Source organism: Pseudomonas sp. GW822-FHT05A08 (assembly GCF_058800485.1).
In genome coordinates this window covers 3,184,313-3,206,005 of sequence record NZ_CM179511.1, presented here as the reverse complement: position 1 = coordinate 3,206,005, position 21,693 = coordinate 3,184,313, and the positions used below count along the sequence as shown (strand labels likewise).

The following is a 21,693-nucleotide window of genomic DNA, read 5'->3' as shown; positions in this document are numbered from 1 at the left end:
ATCGACAACGCCCAAGCCGGGCAGGTTCGGCCCGGCTGAATTAAAGAGGGGGTTCGCTGTGCCGGCGGTTGACCTTGGCCATCGGCAGCGGCACCAGCTTGCCCATCGGCTCGCGGCGTACCTGGCGCACCGGGCGCAGGCCGACCACTATCTTGCGCGCCACCAGCAGGTAGAAGCCGCCGCCGGACAGTTGCCAGTCCCCGGCCTTGCGCTCCCAGCCGGCCAACCGAGCCTGCCAGGCCGCCGAGGCAAGCGGCGGACGATAGCACCCGAAGCGGCGTTTCTCCAGCGCGAAGCCCAGCAGGTTCAACCAGTCGGCGACCCGCGACGGGGAAATGCAGCGCGCCTTGCGCAAGGCGTCATGGGCGAACGCATGCCGCAGGCCCCAGCTGCTCCAGGGATTGATACCGACGATCAACAGATGCCCGCCCGGTCGCACGGCGCTGGCGGCTTCGCGCAGCAGGCCGTGGGGCGACAGGCAGAAATCCAGGCCGTGCTGCAGCACCACCACATCGGCAGCATGCTCGCTGAGCGGCCAGGCCTGCTCCTCGCAGACGATCTCGACACCGGGCAGCGGCGCGCCCAGGCGGACATTGCGCTGCACCTGGGGCGCCGCCGGCGGGGTTTGCGCCGACGGGCCGTAATGCACCAGGTAGCCGCCGAAGAAGCGCCCCAGCTCGTCGTCGAGCATGCGCCGTTCTTCATCCAGCAGAAATTGCCCCAGTGGCCCGGACAGCCACTCACGGGCGGCACTGATCAGGGCCAGCCAGTCAGGATCGGCCTGAGCGAACGCTTTATCGGTCATTGCATTCTCCAACCCGCCAAGAAGTTCTAAGATGCGCCAATGTTTTCCGCTTGGCGACTCCAACGATGATACAGATCAGTGCCCTGCCCGCGTTCACCGATAACTACATCTGGTTGTTACAGGACCACAGCCATCAGCGTTGCGCAGTGGTCGACCCGGGTGACGCCGCACCGGTGCAGGCCTGGCTCGCCGAGCATCCGGGCTGGGTGCTGAGCGATATCCTGGTGACCCATCACCACCACGACCATGTCGGCGGTGTCGAACAGCTGAAAAAAACCAGCGGCGCCAAGGTCTGGGGCCCGGCCAACGAAAACATCCCGGGGCGCGACGTGGCCCTGAACGACAACGATCGGGCCCGCATCCTTGGCTGGGACTTCGACGTCTACGCGGTGCCCGGGCACACCCTGGGGCATATTGCCTACTACCATCACGGCCTGCTGTTTTGCGGCGACACCCTGTTCGCCGCCGGTTGCGGGCGCCTGTTCGAGGGCACGCCGGAGCAGATGCACCATTCGCTGAGCCGCCTGGCCGCGTTGCCCGCGGACACCCTGGTGTACTGCACTCACGAATACACCTTGAGCAACCTGCGTTTTGCCCAGGCGGTGGAACCGGATAACCCGGACATCGCCGAGCGCCTGCGCAAAGTCAGCGAACTGCGGGAAAACGGCCGCATGACCCTGCCCTCCACCCTGGCCCTGGAAAAGCTCACCAATCCTTTCCTGCGTACCGGTGAAACATCCGTTAAACAAAAAGCGGACGAACGGAATGGCCTCGATAACCGGGCCCAGAGTGCGGTTTTTGCTGCCTTGCGGGCTTGGAAAGATAAGTTCTAAGCAGGTTGCGGGTTGGTACGAAAATTCTGAATGGTTGACCGCACCGGGTGCGCTTTCTAGAATCGCCCGACATTTTTGCCCGGAACTTACTTCCAGCCAATGTCGTCATCTATTCGTAAATCCATCAATTCAGACGCATTGACGCGGTTGGCTCAAGCCATCGCGGTGGCTGTGTCCGCCACCCTGGCGGGCTGCCAAAGCACGAGCCACGTCCCGCAAACCGACGCTTCGCACACCCAGAATTTCAACGCCCGCATCAAGCAGAAACCCATCTGGCTGAATGAAAAACCCAGCCCGCAATTGCCCCAGGACGTCTGGGCGCGCATGCGCGAAGGTTTCCAGTTGCAGGAAGGCATCGGCGTCAACCCGCGCATCGAACAGCAGCGCCTGTGGTTCGCCAGCAACCCCTCGTTTCTCGAGAATGCCAGCGAACGCGGCAGCCTCTATATCCACTACATCGTCGAACGCCTTGAAGAACGCAACATGCCGCTGGAGCTGGCCCTGCTGCCGGTGATCGAGAGCGCCTACAACCCGATGGCCTATTCCCGGGCCGACGCGGTGGGCCTCTGGCAGTTCATCCCGTCCACGGGTCGTTCCTTCAACCTGCGCCAGACCCGCTTCTACGATGGCCGTCGCGATATCACCGCCTCGACCACCGCGGCCATGGATTACCTGACCCGCCTGCACGACATGTTCAACGGCGACTGGCTGCTGGCCCTGGCGGCCTACAACGCTGGCGAAGGCACGGTCAGCCGCGCCATCGAGCGCAACGAGAAGCTCGGCCTGCCCACCGACTACTGGAACCTGCCGCTGCCGTCGGAAACCCAGGCCTACGTGCCCAAGCTGCTGGCCCTGTCCCAGGTGGTGCTGGCGCCGGAAGCCTATGGCGTGAACCTGAACCCGATCGCCAACGAACCCTACTTCCAGGTCGTCGAGATCAACCAGCGCATGGACCTGTCCAAGGTCGCCGCGGTGGCCAATATCGACGAAGACGAGCTGTTCCAGCTCAACCCGGCCTTCAAGCAGCGCACCACCATCGACGGTCCCCAGCATCTGCTGGTGCCGACGTCCAAGGCGCAACTGCTGAGCGCCAGCCTGTCGACCATGAAACCCGAAGAGCTGATCAGCCAGCGTTCGTTCAAGCCGGTGTTCGAGGGTGCCGACAGTCGCGAAATGGCCCAGGCCAAGCGCAACTATCGGGTCAAGCGTGGCGATAACCTGTCGCAGATCGCCAAGGCCAACAAGGTCGACGTCAAGGACCTGCAACGCTGGAACAAACTCAGCGGCAAGCAGCTCAAGGTCGGCCAGACCCTGGTCATGCAGGACACCCGCAAAGCCAAGGGCAGCAGCAAGACCAGCGCCAAGACTTCCGGCAAGAAGACTCTGGTCGCCCGCGCCGACAAGAAGTCGACCCAGTACAAGGTCAAGCAAGGCGATTCGCTGTATATGGTGGCCAAGCGCTTCAACGTCGAGATGCAGCACCTCAAGCGCTGGAATCCCCGCGCCGGCCAGGCCCTCAAGCCAGGCCAGATGCTGACCGTCTACCTGCCTCACTGATCTGCAGCTCCTGGCGCAGGCCCTCCTGCGCCAGCAAGATCGCCGCGACCGTACCGGTCGTTCGCAGCCTGCGGCACCGGCTACGGATTGCGCTGTATCCAGCGGCGACAAGCAAATGTCGTGACCAGCCCGGGGCGGCCTTTTTCCTGTCGATACAAGCTGTTACTGTACGGAGCACAAAGCCCAAGCCGCCTGGATCGGATCTCTGACTTGATGCGTCCCCTCCTCCTGTCCCTAATCAGTCTGGCCTTGAGCTTTCCCGCAAGCGCAACGATCACTGAAAGTCATGGTTACGCGCAGTTCGGCACGCTCAAGTACCCCGCCAAGTTCACCCATTTCGACTGGGTCAATCCCGCCGCGCCCAAAGGCGGGACCTTGCGGGTCATGGCGTTTGGCACCTTCGACACCCTCAACCCCTACACCTTCAAGGGCAGCAGCCCGGTTTCCACGCCCAACTTCCTGCAATACGGGGTCAACGAGCTGAACGAGCCGCTGATGGTCGGCACCGGCCAGTACGCGCCGTCCGGCGACGAGCCGACTTCCAGCTACGGCCTGATCGCCCGCTCCGTCGAATACAGCGAAGACCGCAGCTGGGTGGTGTTCAACCTGCGCCCCGAGGCGCGCTTCCACGATGGCCAGCCGATCACCGCCTACGATGTGGCGTTTTCCTATCGGCTGTTGCTCAAGGAAGGCCACCCGCAATACCGCACCAACCTGCAGGAAGTGCAGCGGATGGACATCCTCGGCCCGCAACGCATTCGCTTTGTCTTCAAGCGCTCCGGCAACCCGCTGCTGATCCTGCGCCTGGGCGAACTGCCGGTGCTGCCGCAGCACTATTGGAAAGATCGCGACTTCAAGGCCACCACCTTCGAGCCGCCTCTGGGCAGCGGCCCCTACCGCATCACCCGGGTGCAACCGGGGCGCTCGCTGCTGTTCGAGCGGGTCAAGGACTACTGGGGCAAGGACCTGCCGGTCAATCGCGGCTTCAACAATTTCAACAAGGTCGCGGTGGAGTTCTACCGCGACAGCGACGTCGCCTTCGAAGCCTTCAAGGCCGGCGAGTTCGACATCTACATCGAACACCAGGCGAAGAACTGGGCCAACGGCTACAACTTTCCCGCGGTCAATCGCGGCGACATCATCAAGGCCCAGGTGGCGCACCAGATCCCGACCCAGACCCAGGGCCTGTTCATGAACAGCCGCCGGGCGATCTTCGCCGAGCGCAAGGTGCGCGAAGCCCTGGGCCTGATGTTCGATTTCGAGTGGACCAACCGCACCCTGTTCAGCGGCGCCTACAAGCGCGCGACCAGCTACTACCCCAACAGCGAGTTCTCCGCCACGGGCCTGCCGGTCGGCCATGAATGGCTGCTGCTCTCGCCCTACCGCGAGCAGTTGCCCGCCAGCCTGTTCACCCAGCCCTTCAGCCTGCCGCAGACCGACGGCCGCGGCATCCCGCGGGCGACCCTGCGCCGGGCCCTGGGCCTGCTCGCCGAAGCTGGCTGGAAGCTCAACGGCCAGCGCCTGCTCGACAGCAACGGGCAGCCGCTGCGCTTCGAGCTGCTGCTGGTCAACCCGAACCTGGAACGGATCCTCCAGCCCTACGTCGAGAACCTGGCCAGCATCGGCATCGACGCGCGCCTGCGCACCGTGGACCGGGCGCAGTACAAGCAGCGCCTGGACCAGTTCGATTTCGACATGATCCTCATGACCCTGAACCAGACCCTGAGCCCGGGCCTGGAGCAATGGCAGTACTTCCACTCCAGCCAGGTCGGGGTCAAGGGCAGCAAGAACTATGCGGGCATCGACAATCCCATCGTCGATCACCTGCTGGAACGCCTGCTCGCCGCGCAGAGCCGCGACGAGCAACTGGCCGCCGGTCGGGCCCTGGATCGGGTGCTGCTGTGGCAGCACTACATCATCCCCAACTGGTACCTCAACTATCATCGCCTGGCGTACCGCAACCGGTTCGCCTTCGTCACCACGCCGCCCTACCAACTGGGCCTGAGCGCCTGGTGGCTGAAGTCTCTGGAGAAAGCCCAATGATGCCCCTGCGTGCCCTGCTCCCGTGGGCCGGCGGCGTGCTGCTGACGGGGATCGCCTGCCTCGCCCAGGCCGCCCCGCAACACGCCCTGACCCTGTACAACGAACCGCCGAAGTACCCGGCGAACTTCAAGCACTTCGCCTACGTCAACCCGGACGCGCCCAAGGGCGGCACCTTCCGCGAGTCCGGCTTCGGCGGCTTCGACAGCCTCAACCCGTTCATCAACAAAGGCGTGCCGGCGGACAATATCGGCCTGATCTACGACACCCTGATGCGCCAGAGCCTGGACGAACCCTTCACCGAGTACGGCCTGATTGCCGGACAGATCGAGAAAGCCCCGGACAACAGCTGGGTGCGTTTCTACCTGCGCCCCGAGGCGCGCTTCCACGACGGCCATCCGATCCGCGCCGAAGACGTGGTGTTCAGCTTCCAGACCCTGATGCAGGCCGGCGCGCCGATGTACCGCGGCTACTACGCCGACGTCGAGGACGTGATCGCCGAAGACCCGCTCAAGGTGCTGTTCAAGTTCAAGCACACCAACAATCGCGAGCTGCCGCTGATTCTCGGGCAGCTATCGATACTGCCCAAGCACTGGTGGGAACACCGCGACTTTTCCAAGGGCAACCTGGAAATCCCCCTCGGCAGCGGCCCGTACAAGGTGGTCGAGGTCAAGGCCGGACGCTCGGTGCGTTATGAGCGGGTCAAGGATTACTGGGGCAAGGACCTGCCGATCAACCGCGGCCAGTTCAACTTCGACGTCATGGCCACCGACTATTACCGCGACAACACCGTGGCCCTGGAAGCCCTCAAGGCCGGCCAGTTCGACTACTGGCTGGAGACCAGCGCGAAAAACTGGGCTAACGCCTACAACATCCCGGCCGTAGCCGAAGGCCGGCTGATCAAGGAACAGATCCCCAACGGCAACCCCACCGGCATGCAGGGCTTCGTCTACAACATCCGCCGCCCGCTGTTCCAGGATGTGCGAGTGCGCAAGGCCCTGAGCCTGCTGCTGGACTTCGAATGGACCAACAAGCAACTGTTCAACGGCGCCTACACCCGCACCCGCAGCTACTTCGAGAACTCGGAAATGGCCGCCACCGGCTTGCCCGACGCCGACGAACTGCAGATTCTCGAACCGCTGCGCGGCAAGATCCCCGACCAGGTCTTCACTGAAGCCTTCCAGCCCTCGGTGTGCGATGGCAGCGGCATGATCCGCGCCCAGCAGCGCCATGCCTACCAGCTGCTGCAGGAAGCCGGCTGGCGCATCGTCGACGACAAGATGGTCGACGCCCAGGGCAAGCCGGTGGTGATCGAGTTCCTGCTGGCCCAGACCGAGTTCGAGCGCGTGCTGCTGCCGTTCAAGCGCAACCTCGCGGACCTGGGGATCGACCTGGTGATCCGCCGGGTCGACGTTTCCCAGTACATCAACCGCCTGCGCTCGCGGGACTTCGACATGGTGGTCGGCGGCTTCCCGCAATCGAGTTCGCCGGGCAACGAGCAGCGCGAATACTGGAAGTCCTCCAGCGCCGACAACCCCGGCAGCCGCAACTTCATCGGCCTCAAGGACCCGACCATCGACGCCCTGGTGGAAGACCTGATCAACGCCGACTCGCGCAAGAGCCTGGTGGCCCATGCCCGCGCCCTCGACCGGGTGCTGCAATGGGGCTACTACGTGATTCCCAACTGGCACATCAAGACCTGGCGCGTGGCCTATTGGGATCACATAGGCCACCCGAGCGTCTCGCCCAAGTACGACGTCGGCATCCAGACCTGGTGGATCAAGCCCGACGCCAAGCCGGCCGTGACCCCGGACACCCACTCGCAGGCCGCCCCCGACGGCGTGGAGCAATAAGATGCTGGCTTACATTCTGCGACGCCTGCTGCTGATCATCCCTACCCTGTTCGGCATCCTGCTGATCAACTTCGTGATCATCCAGGCCGCGCCCGGCGGCCCGGTGGAACAGATGATCGCCAAGCTCGAGGGTTTCGAAGGCGCCACCAGCCGGATCGCCGGCGGCGGCGCCGAAGTCTCGGTGGCCGGGTCCAGCTACCGCGGGGCCCAGGGCCTGGACCCGGCCCTGGTCAAGGAAATCGAGAAGATGTACGGCTTCGACAAGTCGGCGCCGGAACGCCTGTGGATCATGATCAAGAACTACGCGACCCTGGATTTCGGCGACAGCTTCTTTCGCGACGCCAAGGTGGTCGACCTGATCCGCGAAAAGCTCCCGGTGTCGATCTCCCTGGGGCTGTGGAGCACCCTGATCATGTACCTGGTGTCGATCCCCCTGGGGATCGCCAAGGCCACCCGCCACGGCAGCCACTTCGACGTCTGGACCAGCTCGGCGATCATCGTCGGCTACGCGATCCCGGCGTTCCTGTTCGCCATCCTGCTGATCGTGATGTTCGCCGGCGGCAGTTATTTCGACTGGTTCCCGCTGCGCGGCCTGACCTCGAACAACTTCGACCAGCTGAGCTGGGGCGGCAAGATCCTCGACTACTTCTGGCACCTGGCGCTGCCAGTGACCGCCCTGGTGATCGGCAACTTCGCCACCATGACCCTGCTGACCAAGAACAGCTTCCTCGACGAGATCAACAAGCAGTACGTGGTCACCGCCCGGGCCAAGGGCCTGACCAGACGCCGCGTGCTGTACGGCCATGTGTTCCGCAACGCCATGCTGTTGGTGATCGCCGGTTTCCCCTCGGCCTTCATCGGCATCTTCTTTACCGGCTCCTTGCTGGTGGAGGTGATCTTCTCCCTCGACGGCCTGGGCCTGATGAGCTTCGAGGCGGCGATCAACCGCGATTACCCGGTGGTGTTCGGCACCCTGTTCATCTTCACCCTGCTGGGGCTGGTGGTGAAACTGATCGGCGACCTGACCTACACCCTGGTCGACCCACGCATCGACTTCGAAAGCCGGGAGCATTGAGATGAACCTGTCCCCCCTCAATCGCCGGCGCTTCGAACTGTTCAAGGCCAACAAGCGCGGCTGGTGGTCGCTGTGGCTGTTCCTGGTGCTGTTCGGCCTGAGCCTGGGCGCCGAGCTGATCGCCAACGACAAGCCGCTGGTGGTGCACTATGACGACGGCTGGTACTTCCCGGCGCTCAAGCGCTACCCGGAAACCACCTTCGGCGGCGAGTTCCCGCTGGAGGCCAACTACAAGAGCCCATATATCCGCGAACTGCTGGCGGCCAAGGACGCCTGGGTGCTGTGGGCGCCGATCCCGTTCAGCTACCAGAGCATCAACTACGACCTGAAAGTCCCGGCCCCCGCGCCGCCCTCGGCGGACAACCTGCTGGGCACCGACGACCAGGGCCGCGATGTGCTGGCGCGAGTGATCTACGGCTTCCGGGTCTCGGTGCTGTTCGCCCTGACCCTGACCGTGCTCAGTTCGATCATCGGCGTCATCGCCGGGGCGCTGCAGGGCTTCTATGGCGGCTGGGTCGACCTGGCCGGGCAGCGCTTCCTGGAGATCTGGTCCGGGCTGCCGGTGCTCTACCTGCTGATCATCCTCGCCAGCTTCGTGCAGCCGAACTTCTGGTGGCTGCTGGGGATCATGCTGCTGTTCTCCTGGATGAGCCTGGTGGACGTGGTGCGCGCCGAGTTCCTGCGCGGGCGCAACCTGGAATACGTGCGCGCCGCCCGCGCCCTGGGCATGCAGAACGGCGCGATCATGTTCCGCCATATCCTGCCCAACGCCATGGTCTCGACCATGACCTTCATGCCGTTCATCCTCACCGGCGCCATCGGCACCCTGACCGCCCTCGACTTCCTCGGTTTCGGCCTGCCCCCCGGCGCGCCGTCCCTGGGCGAACTGGTGGCCCAGGGCAAATCCAACCTGCAAGCGCCGTGGCTGGGCATCAGCGCCTTTGCCGTGCTGGCGATCATGTTGAGCCTGCTGGTATTTATCGGCGAGTCCGCTCGCGATGCCTTCGACCCGAGGAAATGAGATGAATCAGGACAATCTGATCGAAGTCCGCGACCTCGCCGTCGAATTTGGCGTCGGCGCCCACACGCAACGGGTGGTCGAGGGCATCAGCTTCGATATCAAGCGCGGCGAAACCCTGGCCCTGGTGGGCGAAAGCGGTTCCGGCAAGTCGGTGACCGCGCACTCGATCCTGCGCCTCTTGCCCTACCCGCTGGCCCGCCATCCGTCCGGGACCATCCAGTACGCCGGCCAGGATTTGCTGACCCAGAAAGAAAAAACCATCCGCCATATTCGCGGCAACCGCATCGCCATGATCTTCCAGGAGCCGATGACCTCGCTCAACCCGCTGCACAGCATCGAGAAGCAGATCAACGAGGTGCTGGGCCTGCACAAGGGCCTGATCGGCAAGGTCGCCACCCGGCGCACCCTGGAGCTGCTGGAACTGGTGGGCATCCCCGAGCCGCACAAGCGCCTCAAGGCCCTGCCCCACGAGCTGTCCGGCGGCCAGCGGCAACGGGTGATGATCGCCATGGCCCTGGCCAACGAACCGGAACTGCTGATCGCCGACGAGCCGACCACCGCCCTCGACGTCACCGTGCAACTGAAAATCCTCGAACTGCTCAAGGAGCTGCAAGCGCGCCTGGGCATGGCCTTGCTGCTGATCAGCCACGACCTCAACCTGGTCCGGCGCATCGCTCACCGCGTCTGCGTGATGCAGCGCGGCTGCATCGTCGAACAGGCGTCCTGCGAAGAGCTGTTCCGCGCGCCGCAGCATCCCTACACCCGCGAACTGCTGGCGGCCGAGCCCAGCGGCAAGCCGGCGAGCAATGTGGTCGGCCCGCCGCTGTTGCAGGTCGAGGACCTGAAGGTCTGGTTCCCGATCAAAAAAGGCCTGCTGCGCCACACCGTCGACCATGTGAAGGCGGTGGACGGCATCAACTTCAGCCTGCCCCAGGGCCAGACCCTGGGCATCGTCGGCGAAAGCGGCTCGGGCAAATCCACCCTGGGCCTGGCAATCCTGCGCCTGATCGCCAGCAAGGGCGCTATCCGCTTCGAAGGCCAGCAACTGGACGGCCTGTCGCAGCAGCAGGTGCGGCCGTTGCGCCGGGAGATGCAGGTGGTATTCCAGGACCCCTTTGGCAGCCTCAGCCCGCGCATGTGCGTGAGCCAGATCGTCGGCGAAGGCCTGCGCATCCACAAGATCGGCAGCGCCGCCGAGCAGGAACAGGCAATCATCGAAGCGCTCAAGGAAGTGGGGCTGGATCCGGAAACCCGGCACCGCTACCCCCACGAGTTCTCCGGCGGCCAGCGCCAGCGCATCGCCATCGCCCGCGCCCTGGTGCTCAAGCCGGCGCTGATCCTGCTGGATGAGCCGACCTCGGCCCTCGACCGCACCGTGCAGCGCCAGGTGGTGGAGCTGCTACGCAAGCTGCAGGCCAAGTACAACCTGACCTACCTGTTCATCAGTCACGACCTGGCGGTGGTCAAGGCCCTGAGCCACCAGTTGATGGTGGTCAAGCATGGCCAGGTGGTGGAACAGGGCGACGCGCAAGATATCTTCGCCGCGCCGCAGCATCCCTACACCCGGCAGTTGCTGGAGGCCGCGTTCCTGGTGCCGGCCAGCGAGGCATGAGCGCTCGCTGGCCTGCTGTACCGGCCGGCGAGCGCGGATGCAGCAGTGACCGGCAGGCACCTCAAGGCCGCAACCACCTGGGCCAGGTATCGGCTGCCTAGGCGACGCAGATGCCCGGTACCGCGACCTTCTGGAACAGATGCGGGGAAGCGACCGCCGAGGACGGATAGTGCGAAAGCTTGGCCCTGAACTCCGGATGCACGAAGGCCGCCCGGAAATGCGCGTTGGACTCCCAGACCGCGTAATTGAGATAGGTCGGGCTTTCGCCGATGGCGCGATGCAGCTGGGTGGAAATGAACCCCGGCTGTTGCTTCATAAAACTGGCATCGTCTTGCCAGGCCTGCAGGAAGGTCGGCTCGTCGGCCTGGTCCAGGGTGAAGACGTTGATCAGGATGACCGGCGCGGCTTCGAGCGTAATCTGGCGATCGATCGGAAAGGCGGGGTCCATAGGGCGAATGAGAGACATGGCAGGCTCCAGGTGTGAGGGCTGAATTCGCAATCAAATTGCTATATTGACATCATGATGTCAATATCCCTGAAGAATCATTTTGTCTGGATAACGACGTTATGCACGAACCTGAACCCACCCCCGCCGGGGCTGCCCTGACCGACTTCATTCTGAGTATGTTCCGGGCCAGCAACCTGACGCTGGCCTGGGGCGACCGGATAGTCGCCCCCCTCGGGCTGACCAGCGCCCGCTGGCAGATTCTGGGCGCGATCGTGGCGGCAGAGCGCCCGCAGCCGGTCGCCTGGCTCGCTCGGGACCTGGAGGCCAACCGACAGAATGTCCAGCGCATCGTCAACGATCTGGAGAAGGAAGGACTGGTGACCTTCCAGCCCAACCCGCATCACCGGCGCGCGCAGCTCGTGACGCTGACAGACAAGGGTACGGCAGCCTTCAATGAGGCCATCCGCCTGTACACCCCGCTGGTCAACGATTTGTCGGCCGGACTTGAAGTTGAAGACATTCAAACGGCCCTGCGCGTGATCACCGAGTTGCGAAACAGGCTCCAAGGGCAGGCTGGCACCGAGCAATAACCCGCCGTATTGCGTCTCGGCCCAACATTCACGCCTTGAACAGCGGCCCGCGGCCCGGTCTGCTCATGGTCTGGTCGGCGTCCGCCAGCAAGGTTTCCACATCGACCGGCCGGGCCGGATCGAACTCGATCTGGCCGATGCTGAAGCAGATGTCGTAAATGCACTGCTGGGTGGCGGTGCGCTCGTCGAGGATGGCCTGCAGGCGGGTGATGATCGCCAGCTTTTCCATCCGTTCCGAGCCGGTCAGCAGCACCGCGAAACGCTGGTACTCCAGATGCCCGACCACGTCGCTTTCGCGAAAGGCGATGCGCAGGCCGTCGGCGAAGGTCTTGAGCGCCGCCTCGCCTTCTTCCGACCCGTAAGCGCGGGCGATACGGTAGATATCGTCAAGATCGAACAGCAGCAAGGTCGCCGGGCAGTTCAGGTCCTTGCAGGCCTGCAGCGCATCGCCGGCCAGCACCGCAAAGCCGTGCGAGTTGGGCAGCAGGGTCAGTTTATCGAGGTTGGCTACCTGCACCGCGGCCAGCTCCTGCTCGGCCCGACGGTTCTGATCGCGCAACAGTTGCCGGGACGGGTCGTCCGCCTCCGGGGCTGGCACCGGGTTCGGTGCCTGGACAGGCTTGTCTGGGGAAAACATCGCACACTCCATTGGCGGGTATCACCTATAGAGCTTAGTTGCCGAGGCCTGCGACTGCCCCGCAACCAGCCCTCGCTGGGGGCCCCTGGCGTCAACTTCCGACCGCCGGGCAGGGTCCGCCCGCCTCGGCCCAGAGCTTGAACTGGCTGACGAACACGTCATGGGGCACCGGTACCGGCGCGCGGTTGCCACCGGGGTTCCAGCCCCAGAGCACCAGCTTGTCTTCGCTGACATGCTTGATCAGCGCGGCAAAGTCGCGATCGCCGTTGCTGGCCTTGTCCTTGATCACCTGGCACAGGCGGTCGGCCGGCAAGCCGATCCAGGCCATCTTGTGCGCCGCCGGCGGCAGGCTCCAGTGCGGCGCCCCCGGTGGCATGTGCGGGCCATAGCTGGCCGGCGGGTTGCTTGCGCCATGACAAGTAGAGCACGGCAGCCCCGCCGCGCCCTTGCCGTCCAGGCCACGGACCACGGCCATGGCGTGGGGCGTGCCGGCGTCGAACTGTAAGGGCGCATCCCCGGGAATATGGCAATTCTGGCAGCGCGGGCTCTGGAATACCTTCTGCACCGTCGCGAACGCCGCCAGCGCCGGTTCATCGGCGGCGAACAGGTCCGAGGCATAACCGCCCAGGCCGACCAGGATCAACGAACCGAGGAACAGGTGGCGTTTCATCTCACACCCCCGCCAGTTGCAGCGGCAACTCGCGCAGGCGCTGGCCGGTCAGGGCGAACACCGCGTTGGCCACCGCCGGCGTCGTGGGCGGCACGCCTGCCTCGCCGATACCGCCGGGTTTCTCGCTGCTGGCGACTATGTGCACCTCGACCGCAGGCATCTCGTTCAGGCGCAACACCTGGAAGTCGTGATAGTTGGACTGCACCACCCGGCCGTCCTTGAAGGAAATGCGACTGTGCAGGGCCATGCCCAGGCCGAAGGTGATGCCCGACTCCATCTGCGCGACGATGCTTTGCGGGTTCACCGCGATACCGCAATCCACCGCACAGACCACGCGGTGCACGCGAATCCGCTCGGCCTCCTGGGACACCTCGGCCACCTGCGCCACATAGCTGCCGAAGGACTCATGCACCGCGACGCCCAAGGCATGGCCATTGGGCACGGGCTTGCCCCAGCCGGCCTTCTCCACCGCCAGGTTGAGCACGCCCAGATGCCGTGGGTGATCCTTGAGCAGGGTGCGGCGGTATTCCACCGGGTCCTTGCCCACCGCGGCGGCCATCTCGTCGATCAACGATTCGACGACGAACGCGGTGTGGGTATGGCCCACGGAGCGCATCCACAGCACGGTGATGCCGGTCATCGGCGAATGCAGGTCGACCCGGTGGTTCGGCGTGCCCTTCAGGTAAGGCCCGTCCGCCAGGCCCTCGACCGAGGTGTTGTCGATGCCGTTCTTGACGAAGCTGGCCTCGAACGAGGTGCCGGCCATGATCGACTGCCCCACCAGAACATGCTGCCAGGCCAGCGGCAGGCCCTGGGCGTCCAGGCCGACCTGCGCCTGATGCAGGAAGGCCGAACGGAAGTAGCCGCCGCGCACGTCGTCTTCCCGCGACCAGACGGTTTTCACCGGGGCGGCGGCAGCCTTGGCCACCTCCACCGCTTCGCTGACGAAGTCCGAGGTCGGGTTGGCCCGGCGGCCGAAACCGCCACCCAAAAATTGCGTGTGGATCTGTACCTGTTCCGGCTTGAGCCCGGTGATCTTCGACGCGACCATCTGGTCCAGGGTCTGGAACTGGGTGCCGGTCCAGATCTCGCACTTGTCGGCGCCGATGCGCACCGTGCAGTTGAGCGGCTCCATCGGCGCATGGGCCAGGTACGGCACGCTGTATTCGGCCTTGATCACCTGCGTCGCCTTGGCCATGGTCCCGGCCGCATCGCCGGCCTCGGCGGCCTTGGTCCCGGGGGTCAGCGCCAGTTTGCGAAAGCTCTGCATCAGGCTTTCGCTGCTCATGTTGGCGTTCGGCCCCAGGTCCCATTCGGCCTTGAGCGCATCGCGCCCCTGCTTGGCCGCCCAGTAATGCTCGGCGACCACCGCCACGCCCGTGGGCACCTGGAGCACCTTGATCACCCCGGGCACCGCCAGCGCCGCCTGGGGATCGAACGACTTGAGCGTGCCGCCGAACACCGGCGAACGCAGGACCACGGCGGTCAGCAGGCCGTCGAAATACATGTCCATGCCGAATTGCGCGCGGCCGGTGATTTTCTCCGGGGTGTCCAGGCGCTGGGTCGGCTTGCCGATCAGCCGCCAGTCCTTGGCCTCCTTCAAGCGCAACGAGGCCGGCTCCGGCACCGGTAGCTGCCCGGCGTCGTTGGCCAGGTCGCCGTAGCTCAGGCGCTGGTCGCCGGCCACCACCCAGCCCTGCTCGGTGTGCAGGGTCGAGGGCGCCACCTGCAGGCGCTTGGCCGCCGCCTCGATCAGCATCTGCCGGGCCGCGGCGCCGGCCTGGCGATAGCGGTCGAACTCCATCCAGGTCGAGGTCGAGCCGCCGGTGATCTGCATCCCGCCGAACGCCGGCAAGCCATACACCGCAGCGGCCGGCGCGTGCTCGACGCGAATCTTCGACCAGTCGGCATCCAGCTCCTCGGCGATCAGCATCGACAGCCCGGTCCAGATGCCCTGGCCCATTTCCGAATGGCCGAGCACCACGGTGACCATGCCGTCCGGAGCGATGCGCAAGAACGCATTGGGCACGAATTCTTCGCTCGCCGCCCGGGCAAAACGATTGGCCCCAGGGATGACGAACGCCACCACCAGCCCGCCGCCGAGCAGCGCGCCCCCTTTGAGAAATCCACGACGCGACGCAGTGATCATGCCTTGCCCCTCTTAATGCCGACTCAGCCGATTTCGGCGGCGCGTTTGACCGCCGCGCGGATCCTTGGGTAGGTGCCGCAGCGGCAGATATTGCCGGACAACGCCTGGTCGATATCGCTGTCGGTGGGCGACGGGATCTTCGCCAGCAAGGCCGCGGCCGACATGATCTGCCCGGACTGGCAGTAACCGCACTGCACCACGTCCAGCTCGGCCCAGGCCCGCTGCACCGGGTGCGAGCCGTCCGCCGACAGGCCTTCGATGGTGAGGATTTTCTGCCCGTTGGCCACTGTCGCGGTCGGGGTCACGCAGGAACGCAGCGGCGCGCCGTCGACATGCACGGTGCAGGCGCCGCATTGCGCCATGCCGCAGCCGAACTTGGTACCGGTAAGGTGCGCCACATCGCGCAGCACCCAGAGCAGCGGCATGTCCGCGGGCACCTCGAGCTGCTGGTCCTTGCCATTGATATTGAGTGTCAACATGCGCAACTCCTCAGGCCGAGGGGGGACAGGATTCACGGGATCCTGGAGCGGCGTCGCTGTGGCCGAAGGCCTACGCGCGCCGCGAGGTTTTCCATACAGCTAAGCGCAGTTTGCCGAACAGGCGGGATTCTGCGACCACCGGTCACGCCCAACCGCCCTGGACGGGGCGGCCAGGCCATGAGCGCAGCATCAGAAATCGGTGGAGGCCGACAGCGCCCGCCAGGTCGCGGTTTCCTGCTCGACGTAGGCGTTCTTCGCCGCGATGGCGCCCAGGGTGTCGGTGCCCAGGGGCAGGCGCAGCGGCGGTTGCTTGGCTTCGACCAGGGCGATCATCGCCTGCGCCAGTTTGTCCGGGTCGCCCGGCTGCTGCTGGTTATAGGCCTTGGCTTGCTGGCGTACCTGGCCAACAGTGGCGGTGTAGTCGGCGATCGAGGCCGGCGACTCCAGCAACGAATTGCCATCGAGAAAATCGGTGCGGAAAAAGCCCGGCTCGACCACCGTGACCTTCACGCCCAAAGGCGCCAGCTCGCTGTGCAGGGCCTCGCTCAAGCCTTCGACGGCGAACTTGGTCGAACAGTAGACGCCGTAACCCGGCCCCGACTGATAGCCGCCGATCGACGAGATATTGATCACATGGCCGCTGCGGGCGGCGCGCATGTGCGGCAGCACCCCGCGGGTGACGTTGAGCAGGCCGAACACGTTGGTTTCATAGACCCGGCGGATCTCGTCGCCGCTGGCCTCCTCCACCGCGCCGAGCAGGCCGAAACCGGCGTTGTTGACCAGCACATCGATCCGGCCGAAATGCTCGACGGCCATCTGCGCCACGTCGCGGGCCTGGGCCTCGTCGGTGACATCCAGCTGCGCCGCCAGCAGGCCCGGCTGCACGCCGAAACGCTCGCTGATCGACTGGGCATTGCGTGCGGTGGCCACCACCGCATCGCCATGGGCCAGGGCCGCGGCAGTGATTTTTGCGCCAATGCCACGGGAAGCCCCGGTGATCAGCCAGACACGTTTGAAAGTCGTTTGCGAAGTCATGATCGATACCTTGCGAGAAGTGGGAGAGCACAAGGTACGCAAGCGCATTAGCTGGAAAAATGGCCTTTTGCTACAAGCACTATGAACCTCTCTTTCATAATGGCCTTGCAATGAACCAGGACCCTTTCGACGGCCTGACCGAGTTTCTCGCCGTCGCCGAACACAAGAGCTTCACCCTCGCCGCCAGCCAACTGGGGGTCACCCCGACCGCCGTGAGCCATGCGGTAAAGACCCTGGAGCGGCGCACCGGGGTGCTGCTGTTCCAGCGCACCACCCGCCGCGTGGCCCTGACGGAAGCCGGCAGCAGCCTGTTCATCCGCCTGCGCCCGGCCGCCAGTGAAATCGGCGACGCCCTGGCGGTGCTGGGCAGCTATCGCGACCGGCCGATGGGCACCTTGCGCCTGACCGCGCCACGGCTGTCCGCCAAGCTGCTGATCGAACCCCTGGTCTCGCGCTATCGCGCGGCCTATCCCGAGGTCAGGCTGGAGATTTCCCTGGACGATGCCGCAGTCGACCTGGTCAGCGAGGGCTTCGATGCCGGTATGCGCCTGGGCGAGTCGATCGAAAAGGACATGGTCGCCGTGCGCCTGACCCCGGACCTGCAATGGTCGGTGGTGGGCTCCCCGGACTACTTCGCCCGGGCCGGCAGGCCGCAGACCCCGGAAGAACTGACCCGGCACCAGGGCATCGGCTTTCGCTTCCTCACCTCGGGCACGACCCATCGCTGGGAGTTCCGGCGCAATGGGCGGGATTTCACCGTCGGCGTCGAGGGGGCGCTGGTAGTCAACGATCGGCACTTGCTGGTCGCCATGGCGCGGGGCGGACAGGGGCTGGCCTACGCCTGCGACTTCGAGGTGGCCGACGACCTGGCCAGCGGGCGCCTGGAGTCTGTGCTGCAACCGTTCGTCCCGCTGAGCTCGGGCCTGTATCTGTACTTTCCCAGCCGCACCCAGAGCCAGCCAAAACTGCGCGCCTTCATCGACATGGCCAACGCCTGGGTAGCCGAGCAAGGGCGGCGATCCTGACCCGGATGCGCGGGCTCGATACCGCTCCTCGCCCGGCTGCGCTTTGTCGATCTACGGCAACCCGGGACGACTATCGGCTGACTACGCTTGCTCAAGCGTGAACCACCTGCCGAGGAGAACCGTCATGTCGCACATTCATCGCATCACCCCCTGCCTGTGGTTCGACCACCAGGCCGAAGCCGCCGCCCAGTTCTACTGTTCGATCTTCGAGCACTCGCGCATCACCGCCCTCACCCACTACGGCAAGGCCGGCTTCGAGTTCCACGGCCGCCCCGAAGGCTCGGTGATGACCGTGTCCTTCGAGCTCGACGGGCAGACCTTCACCGGCCTCAACGGCGGCCCGGTGTTCCAGTTCAACGAAGCGGTCTCGCTGCAGGTCAACTGCCAGAACCAGGGCGAAATCGATCATTTCTGGAGCGCCCTGTCCTACGGCAGCGCGCCCGAGGCCCAGCAGTGCGGCTGGCTCAAGGACAAGTTCGGGCTGTCCTGGCAGATCGTGCCTTGCGCGCTCAACCACTGGATGACCGACCCCGACACGGCCAAGTCGCAGCGGGTGATGCAGGCCCTGCTGCAGATGAAAAAACTCGATATCTCCGCGCTGGAACGAGCCTTCGCCGGCGAGAGCTAATACACTCGGTGGCCGACGCTTGCCGATGGGATGCCTTTGATGAAGCCGAGCTTGAGCCACAGCCCCGATACCGCCCCGCAGTTCTGGCGCGATACGGCGCTGCCCTTTATCGAGGCCCGCTCGATCGCCGACGGGCGCAAGGTCTGTTACGCCCGGCATGCCCACGAGCATTTCTCCATCGGCGCCATCACCGCCGGGCACAGCACCTACCTGCACGAGCAGGCGCAATTTCGCATCGGCGCCGGCACCGTGGTGCTGATGAACCCCGGCGAAGTGCACGCCTGCAACCCTATCGACGACCAGCCCTGGTCGTATCTCATGCTCTATGTCGACACCCCCTGGCTGACCGATCTGCAGCATCAACTCGGCTTCAGCCAGGACCTGGGCTTTCGCGCCTTTTCCACGCCCCACAGCGACGACCCCGAACTCTATGCCGGGCTCAACCATTTGTATGAGGTGCTGGTGGACGAACAGGCCGAGACGCTGCACAAGCACAGCGCCGCAGTCGCGTTTTTCAGCGACCTGCAGCAGCGCCTGAACCCGGCAAGCCGACCGCCGCGCGAGAGCAACCAGAAACTGCAACGGGCCGCCGACTACATTCGCCAACACTGCACCCGTTCGCTGAAGCTCGAGGAAATCTGCCAGGCCGCCGAGCTGTCGCCGTCCTACCTGATCCGCGCCTTCAAGCAGCATTACGGTATGACGCCCCACGCCTTCGTGATCAACCAGCGGGTGCAGTTCGCCCAGTCCCGGTTGCGTGACGGCGAGCCGATCGCCGATGTGGCCCTGGAAGCCGGCTTCGCCGACCAGGCGCATTTCCAGCGCGCCTTCAAGCAGCACCTGGCGGCGACGCCGGGGCAATATCGCGGGTGATTGGCAGACCTGACGCCCTCATCGCGAGCAAGCTCGCTCCTACAGAGGACGCGATCTCTGTAGGAGCGAGCTTGCTCGCGATAAAGCCAACGCCGATTCAAGGCAACAACAGATACACCGCGCTCGCCGCCAGCAGCGCCGCCATGCTGCGGTTGAACAGGCGCATGCCCTTCGGGTTGCTCAGGTACTGGCGCAAAAACGTCCCGGCGTAGGCCCAGCAGGCAATCGACAGGTAGCAGATCACGAAGTACACCAACGCGAACTGCCACACCAGCAGCGCCTCGCCATTGGCGGCAAAGGCCCCCATGCCGGCGACGCAGGCCAGCCAGGCCTTGGGGTTGAGCCATTGCATGATCGCGCCATACCAGGCCGACGGCGCCTTGGCCTGGCCATCGCTGTTCAGCCGGCCGTCGTCCATCGCCAGCTTCCAGGCCATGAACAGCAGGAAGGCCACCCCGAACAGCTGGATGCCGCGGGTGAGGAACGGCCACAGCCGCAACAGCTCATGCAGGCCCAGGCCGATCAGCACCAGCAGCAGGACAAAACCCAGGGTCGCGCCACCGACATGCCGCAGGCTGGCGCGAAAGCCGAACTGCGCGCCGGAACTCAGGGCCACGATATTGACCGGGCCGGGGGTAATCGAAGAGGCTAGCGCGAAGGCCGCCATGGAAAACACTACGCTCATCACACACCTTCAAAGAATCAATCGGAGAGTCCGGTGACCAAGGTAAGTGCGCAGGCCGCCCCCTGTATTGAAGAAAAACACCCCCCTCGCGTACGGACGAATCCTATGCCCGATGCCCTCGCCTTCACGCTCACCCTCAGCGCCCGCCCGCGCTACAGCCTTGGCGCCACGCACCACTTCGCGGCCCAGGCTGCGTCGCCCGACGAACCTGCGCGCAGCCTGGAACCATGAGCCAGATCGAACTGCACCCGGTCCAGCGCGACGAGCTGGAATGCCTGGAAAACCTGATGCAGTTCTACCTGTACGAACTCAGCGAATGGCTGCCGATCAAGCTCGGCCGCCACGGCCTGTACGCCATCCAGCCGCAGGCCGAATCCTGGCGCCAGCCCGGCACCCGCCCCTGGCTGCTGCGGGTCGACGGCGAGCTGGCGGGCTTTGCCATCGTCGACGAGCAGGTGCACTTTGCCGAGGTGCAGTACAACCTCGCCTACTTCTTCGTGGTCCGGCGCTTTCGCGGTCGCGGCATCGGCCGGCAGGTGGTGACGCGACTGCTGGAACAGCTGCCCGGGCACTGGCAGATCCTCCACATCGATGACAACCGGCCGGCCCGGGATTTCTGGGCCCGGGTCATTCCCACGCTCGTCGGCGACGCCTACAGCTGTCATCCAATCACGGCAGACGGCTACCCCTGCACCCTGTATAAATTCCACACCCCGACATCGCCCGGGCAATGATCGAGGCCCGAAAAGCCTCGCCCAGCACCCAGGCACCGGCATGCCCCCTGAGCCACGGCAGTCGGCTGATTAACGCAAAATGCCACTCCAGAGCCTTGCGACCGTTGTTTCGCCGAGCTAAAAAAAATATCACGCGTGAGTCATTGAGCCGTAACAAAATCCCCTGTAATGTTCTCACGCGTGATACGTGCACAACGGAGTCACCCCATGAAAAAGACCGTCCCGGCCAGGCAGCCTGCTGACCTACCGGCTTCCTCAGAGAGTCGACAAGGAGAGCGCTCGAAACCTTCCAGCAGTAAGGCCTCCAGCAACAAGGCCCCCAGCAAGGCTTCCGCCAAGAAGCCGTCGAGCTTCTACATGAAGCAGATGCGCGCGGGCCTGAGTGCCGCTGGTTATGTGAAACACGAAACCTGGGTACTTCCGGAAAACCGGAGCGTGCTCAAGCACATTGAGAAGAAGCTGCGCCAACCCCTGATCGGCGGCGCACCGGTATTGGAGAATGACATGATCGCAGGTGAGAACTGGACCATCGACCGCCTCTTCGGCGCCTTGCAGGCCCTGGACGAAGTGACCTCGAACGAAATCGGCCTGAGCCTGATTCAAGGCGCCGAGCCAAGCATCAAGCTGGAAATGCACGACTTCGGCGGCCTGCCGATCTACATCGCGGTGGTCGGCGAGCAGATCATCGTCGACACCGTGCTGGTGGACCTGGAGTCGATCAACGACGTTGCCCGCTTCAATGACGCGGTGCTGCGCAGCCGGGAGATGTTCCCCCTGTCCTCGATCGGCATCGAGTCCATGCCCAACGGCCAGACCGTCTACAACATGTTCGGCGCCCTGAGCGCCAGCTCGAACCTGACCAACGTGGTGACCGAGGTCAAGACCCTGGTGGATAACGTCCAACGCGCCACCGAAGCCTTCGAAAGCTTCTTCAACTGATTGCC

At 64.7% G+C, this 21,693-nt stretch carries 21 protein-coding genes; 13 read left to right on the top strand and 8 right to left on the bottom strand.

Annotated elements, in window-relative coordinates; genetic code table 11:
* Positions 1 to 40 precede the first annotated feature (40 nt).
* Positions 41 to 805 carry a class I SAM-dependent methyltransferase gene (locus AC3RCP_RS14500; protein WP_007920945.1) on the bottom strand — a complete coding sequence of 255 codons (765 nt, stop codon included), beginning with the start codon at positions 803 to 805 and terminating at the stop codon, positions 41 to 43.
* 65 nt (positions 806 to 870) lie between these two features.
* On the opposite strand from AC3RCP_RS14500, the gene gloB reads away from it, so the two are divergent.
* The 7 genes from gloB (at position 871) to AC3RCP_RS14465 (ending at position 10,796) form a co-directional block, all read left to right on the top strand.
* Positions 871 to 1,638: a hydroxyacylglutathione hydrolase gene (gene gloB / locus AC3RCP_RS14495; protein ID WP_101337782.1), complete on the top strand. Its 768-nt coding sequence runs from the start codon at positions 871 to 873 to the stop codon at positions 1,636 to 1,638.
* A gap of 99 nt (positions 1,639 to 1,737) precedes the next feature.
* The gene (locus AC3RCP_RS14490; protein WP_101337781.1) at positions 1,738 to 3,195 is read left to right on the top strand and encodes a transglycosylase SLT domain-containing protein; all 1,458 of its coding nucleotides are present in this window, start codon (positions 1,738 to 1,740) and stop codon (positions 3,193 to 3,195) included.
* Positions 3,196 to 3,408: 213 nt separating this feature from the next.
* Complete coding sequence (locus AC3RCP_RS14485) at positions 3,409 to 5,238, top strand: extracellular solute-binding protein (protein ID WP_492570154.1); 1,830 nt, start codon at positions 3,409 to 3,411, stop codon at positions 5,236 to 5,238.
* Positions 5,235 to 7,088, top strand: a complete 1,854-nt coding sequence (locus AC3RCP_RS14480; protein ID WP_492570152.1) for an extracellular solute-binding protein — start codon at positions 5,235 to 5,237, stop codon at positions 7,086 to 7,088. Before AC3RCP_RS14485 ends, AC3RCP_RS14480 begins: the two co-directional genes overlap by 4 nt.
* A gap of 1 nt (position 7,089) precedes the next feature.
* Complete coding sequence (locus AC3RCP_RS14475) at positions 7,090 to 8,163, top strand: microcin C ABC transporter permease YejB (protein WP_007920957.1); 1,074 nt, start codon at positions 7,090 to 7,092, stop codon at positions 8,161 to 8,163.
* Between the two features lies 1 nt (position 8,164).
* A complete protein-coding gene (locus tag AC3RCP_RS14470) occupies positions 8,165 to 9,184 on the top strand; it encodes an ABC transporter permease (RefSeq protein ID WP_101337778.1) in 1,020 nt (339 codons plus the stop codon).
* 1 nt (position 9,185) lies between these two features.
* Positions 9,186 to 10,796 (top strand): ABC transporter ATP-binding protein, encoded by a 1,611-nt coding sequence (locus AC3RCP_RS14465; RefSeq protein ID WP_492570151.1) that lies wholly within the window; start codon positions 9,186 to 9,188, stop codon positions 10,794 to 10,796.
* A gap of 97 nt (positions 10,797 to 10,893) precedes the next feature.
* Here AC3RCP_RS14465 and AC3RCP_RS14460 read toward each other — a convergent pair whose 3' ends face one another.
* The gene (locus AC3RCP_RS14460; RefSeq protein ID WP_007920961.1) at positions 10,894 to 11,262 is read right to left on the bottom strand and encodes an antibiotic biosynthesis monooxygenase family protein; all 369 of its coding nucleotides are present in this window, start codon (positions 11,260 to 11,262) and stop codon (positions 10,894 to 10,896) included.
* Between the two features lie 101 nt (positions 11,263 to 11,363).
* Between AC3RCP_RS14460 and AC3RCP_RS14455 the strand changes: the two genes are divergently transcribed.
* A complete protein-coding gene (locus tag AC3RCP_RS14455) occupies positions 11,364 to 11,834 on the top strand; it encodes a MarR family winged helix-turn-helix transcriptional regulator (protein ID WP_087092849.1) in 471 nt (156 codons plus the stop codon).
* A gap of 28 nt (positions 11,835 to 11,862) precedes the next feature.
* Here the strand turns inward: AC3RCP_RS14455 and AC3RCP_RS14450 are convergent, their stop codons facing one another.
* From AC3RCP_RS14450 to AC3RCP_RS14430, 5 genes are all read right to left on the bottom strand, one after another.
* Entirely contained in the window at positions 11,863 to 12,471 is a 609-nt protein-coding gene (locus tag AC3RCP_RS14450; RefSeq protein WP_492570150.1) for a GGDEF domain-containing protein, read from the bottom strand.
* A gap of 91 nt (positions 12,472 to 12,562) precedes the next feature.
* Entirely contained in the window at positions 12,563 to 13,141 is a 579-nt protein-coding gene (locus tag AC3RCP_RS14445) for a hypothetical protein (protein ID WP_492570148.1), read from the bottom strand.
* 1 nt (position 13,142) lies between these two features.
* Entirely contained in the window at positions 13,143 to 15,290 is a 2,148-nt protein-coding gene (locus AC3RCP_RS14440) for a xanthine dehydrogenase family protein molybdopterin-binding subunit (protein ID WP_492570146.1), read from the bottom strand.
* A 23-nt stretch (positions 15,291 to 15,313) separates the two neighbouring features.
* Positions 15,314 to 15,769, bottom strand: coding sequence for a (2Fe-2S)-binding protein (locus AC3RCP_RS14435; protein WP_101337773.1), 456 nt, complete (start codon positions 15,767 to 15,769; stop codon positions 15,314 to 15,316).
* 189 nt (positions 15,770 to 15,958) lie between these two features.
* Entirely contained in the window at positions 15,959 to 16,804 is an 846-nt protein-coding gene (locus AC3RCP_RS14430) for an oxidoreductase (RefSeq protein WP_101337772.1), read from the bottom strand.
* 110 nt (positions 16,805 to 16,914) lie between these two features.
* On the opposite strand from AC3RCP_RS14430, the gene AC3RCP_RS14425 reads away from it, so the two are divergent.
* From AC3RCP_RS14425 to AC3RCP_RS14415, 3 genes are all read left to right on the top strand, one after another.
* A complete protein-coding gene (locus tag AC3RCP_RS14425) occupies positions 16,915 to 17,829 on the top strand; it encodes a LysR family transcriptional regulator (RefSeq protein WP_492570144.1) in 915 nt (304 codons plus the stop codon).
* A gap of 124 nt (positions 17,830 to 17,953) precedes the next feature.
* Positions 17,954 to 18,457, top strand: a complete 504-nt coding sequence (locus AC3RCP_RS14420; RefSeq protein WP_492570143.1) for a VOC family protein — start codon at positions 17,954 to 17,956, stop codon at positions 18,455 to 18,457.
* Between the two features lie 39 nt (positions 18,458 to 18,496).
* Positions 18,497 to 19,330 (top strand): AraC family ligand binding domain-containing protein, encoded by an 834-nt coding sequence (locus tag AC3RCP_RS14415; RefSeq protein WP_492570141.1) that lies wholly within the window; start codon positions 18,497 to 18,499, stop codon positions 19,328 to 19,330.
* Positions 19,331 to 19,427: 97 nt separating this feature from the next.
* On the opposite strand, the gene AC3RCP_RS14410 is transcribed toward AC3RCP_RS14415, so the two are convergent.
* Entirely contained in the window at positions 19,428 to 20,015 is a 588-nt protein-coding gene (locus AC3RCP_RS14410) for a LysE family translocator (protein WP_101337768.1), read from the bottom strand.
* Positions 20,016 to 20,242: 227 nt separating this feature from the next.
* Here AC3RCP_RS14410 and AC3RCP_RS14405 point away from each other — a divergent pair, with 227 nt between their 5' ends.
* Together AC3RCP_RS14405 and AC3RCP_RS14400 are read left to right on the top strand one after the other, a co-directional pair.
* Positions 20,243 to 20,749: a GNAT family N-acetyltransferase gene (locus tag AC3RCP_RS14405; RefSeq protein ID WP_492570139.1), complete on the top strand. Its 507-nt coding sequence runs from the start codon at positions 20,243 to 20,245 to the stop codon at positions 20,747 to 20,749.
* Positions 20,750 to 20,956: 207 nt separating this feature from the next.
* Positions 20,957 to 21,688, top strand: a complete 732-nt coding sequence (locus tag AC3RCP_RS14400) for a YjfI family protein (protein WP_492570137.1) — start codon at positions 20,957 to 20,959, stop codon at positions 21,686 to 21,688.
* The last annotated feature ends 5 nt before the right edge of the window (positions 21,689 to 21,693 follow it).

Coding starts and splice junctions, on each gene's coding strand:
- AC3RCP_RS14415 (WP_492570141.1), top strand. CDS start 18,497: ATGAAGCCGAGCTTGAGCCACAGCCCCGATACCGCCCCGCAGTTCTGG.
- AC3RCP_RS14440 (WP_492570146.1), bottom strand. CDS start 15,290: ATGATCACTGCGTCGCGTCGTGGATTTCTCAAAGGGGGCGCGCTGCTC.
- AC3RCP_RS14480 (WP_492570152.1), top strand. CDS start 5,235: ATGATGCCCCTGCGTGCCCTGCTCCCGTGGGCCGGCGGCGTGCTGCTG.
- AC3RCP_RS14460 (WP_007920961.1), bottom strand. CDS start 11,262: ATGTCTCTCATTCGCCCTATGGACCCCGCCTTTCCGATCGATCGCCAG.
- AC3RCP_RS14470 (WP_101337778.1), top strand. CDS start 8,165: ATGAACCTGTCCCCCCTCAATCGCCGGCGCTTCGAACTGTTCAAGGCC.
- AC3RCP_RS14435 (WP_101337773.1), bottom strand. CDS start 15,769: ATGTTGACACTCAATATCAATGGCAAGGACCAGCAGCTCGAGGTGCCC.
- AC3RCP_RS14430 (WP_101337772.1), bottom strand. CDS start 16,804: ATGACTTCGCAAACGACTTTCAAACGTGTCTGGCTGATCACCGGGGCT.
- AC3RCP_RS14420 (WP_492570143.1), top strand. CDS start 17,954: ATGTCGCACATTCATCGCATCACCCCCTGCCTGTGGTTCGACCACCAG.
- AC3RCP_RS14425 (WP_492570144.1), top strand. CDS start 16,915: ATGAACCAGGACCCTTTCGACGGCCTGACCGAGTTTCTCGCCGTCGCC.
- AC3RCP_RS14400 (WP_492570137.1), top strand. CDS start 20,957: ATGAAAAAGACCGTCCCGGCCAGGCAGCCTGCTGACCTACCGGCTTCC.
- AC3RCP_RS14450 (WP_492570150.1), bottom strand. CDS start 12,471: ATGTTTTCCCCAGACAAGCCTGTCCAGGCACCGAACCCGGTGCCAGCC.
- AC3RCP_RS14465 (WP_492570151.1), top strand. CDS start 9,186: ATGAATCAGGACAATCTGATCGAAGTCCGCGACCTCGCCGTCGAATTT.
- AC3RCP_RS14405 (WP_492570139.1), top strand. CDS start 20,243: ATGAGCCAGATCGAACTGCACCCGGTCCAGCGCGACGAGCTGGAATGC.
- AC3RCP_RS14485 (WP_492570154.1), top strand. CDS start 3,409: ATGCGTCCCCTCCTCCTGTCCCTAATCAGTCTGGCCTTGAGCTTTCCC.
- AC3RCP_RS14410 (WP_101337768.1), bottom strand. CDS start 20,015: ATGAGCGTAGTGTTTTCCATGGCGGCCTTCGCGCTAGCCTCTTCGATT.
- gloB (WP_101337782.1), top strand. CDS start 871: ATGATACAGATCAGTGCCCTGCCCGCGTTCACCGATAACTACATCTGG.
- AC3RCP_RS14500 (WP_007920945.1), bottom strand. CDS start 805: ATGACCGATAAAGCGTTCGCTCAGGCCGATCCTGACTGGCTGGCCCTG.
- AC3RCP_RS14475 (WP_007920957.1), top strand. CDS start 7,090: ATGCTGGCTTACATTCTGCGACGCCTGCTGCTGATCATCCCTACCCTG.
- AC3RCP_RS14490 (WP_101337781.1), top strand. CDS start 1,738: ATGTCGTCATCTATTCGTAAATCCATCAATTCAGACGCATTGACGCGG.
- AC3RCP_RS14455 (WP_087092849.1), top strand. CDS start 11,364: ATGCACGAACCTGAACCCACCCCCGCCGGGGCTGCCCTGACCGACTTC.
- AC3RCP_RS14445 (WP_492570148.1), bottom strand. CDS start 13,141: ATGAAACGCCACCTGTTCCTCGGTTCGTTGATCCTGGTCGGCCTGGGC.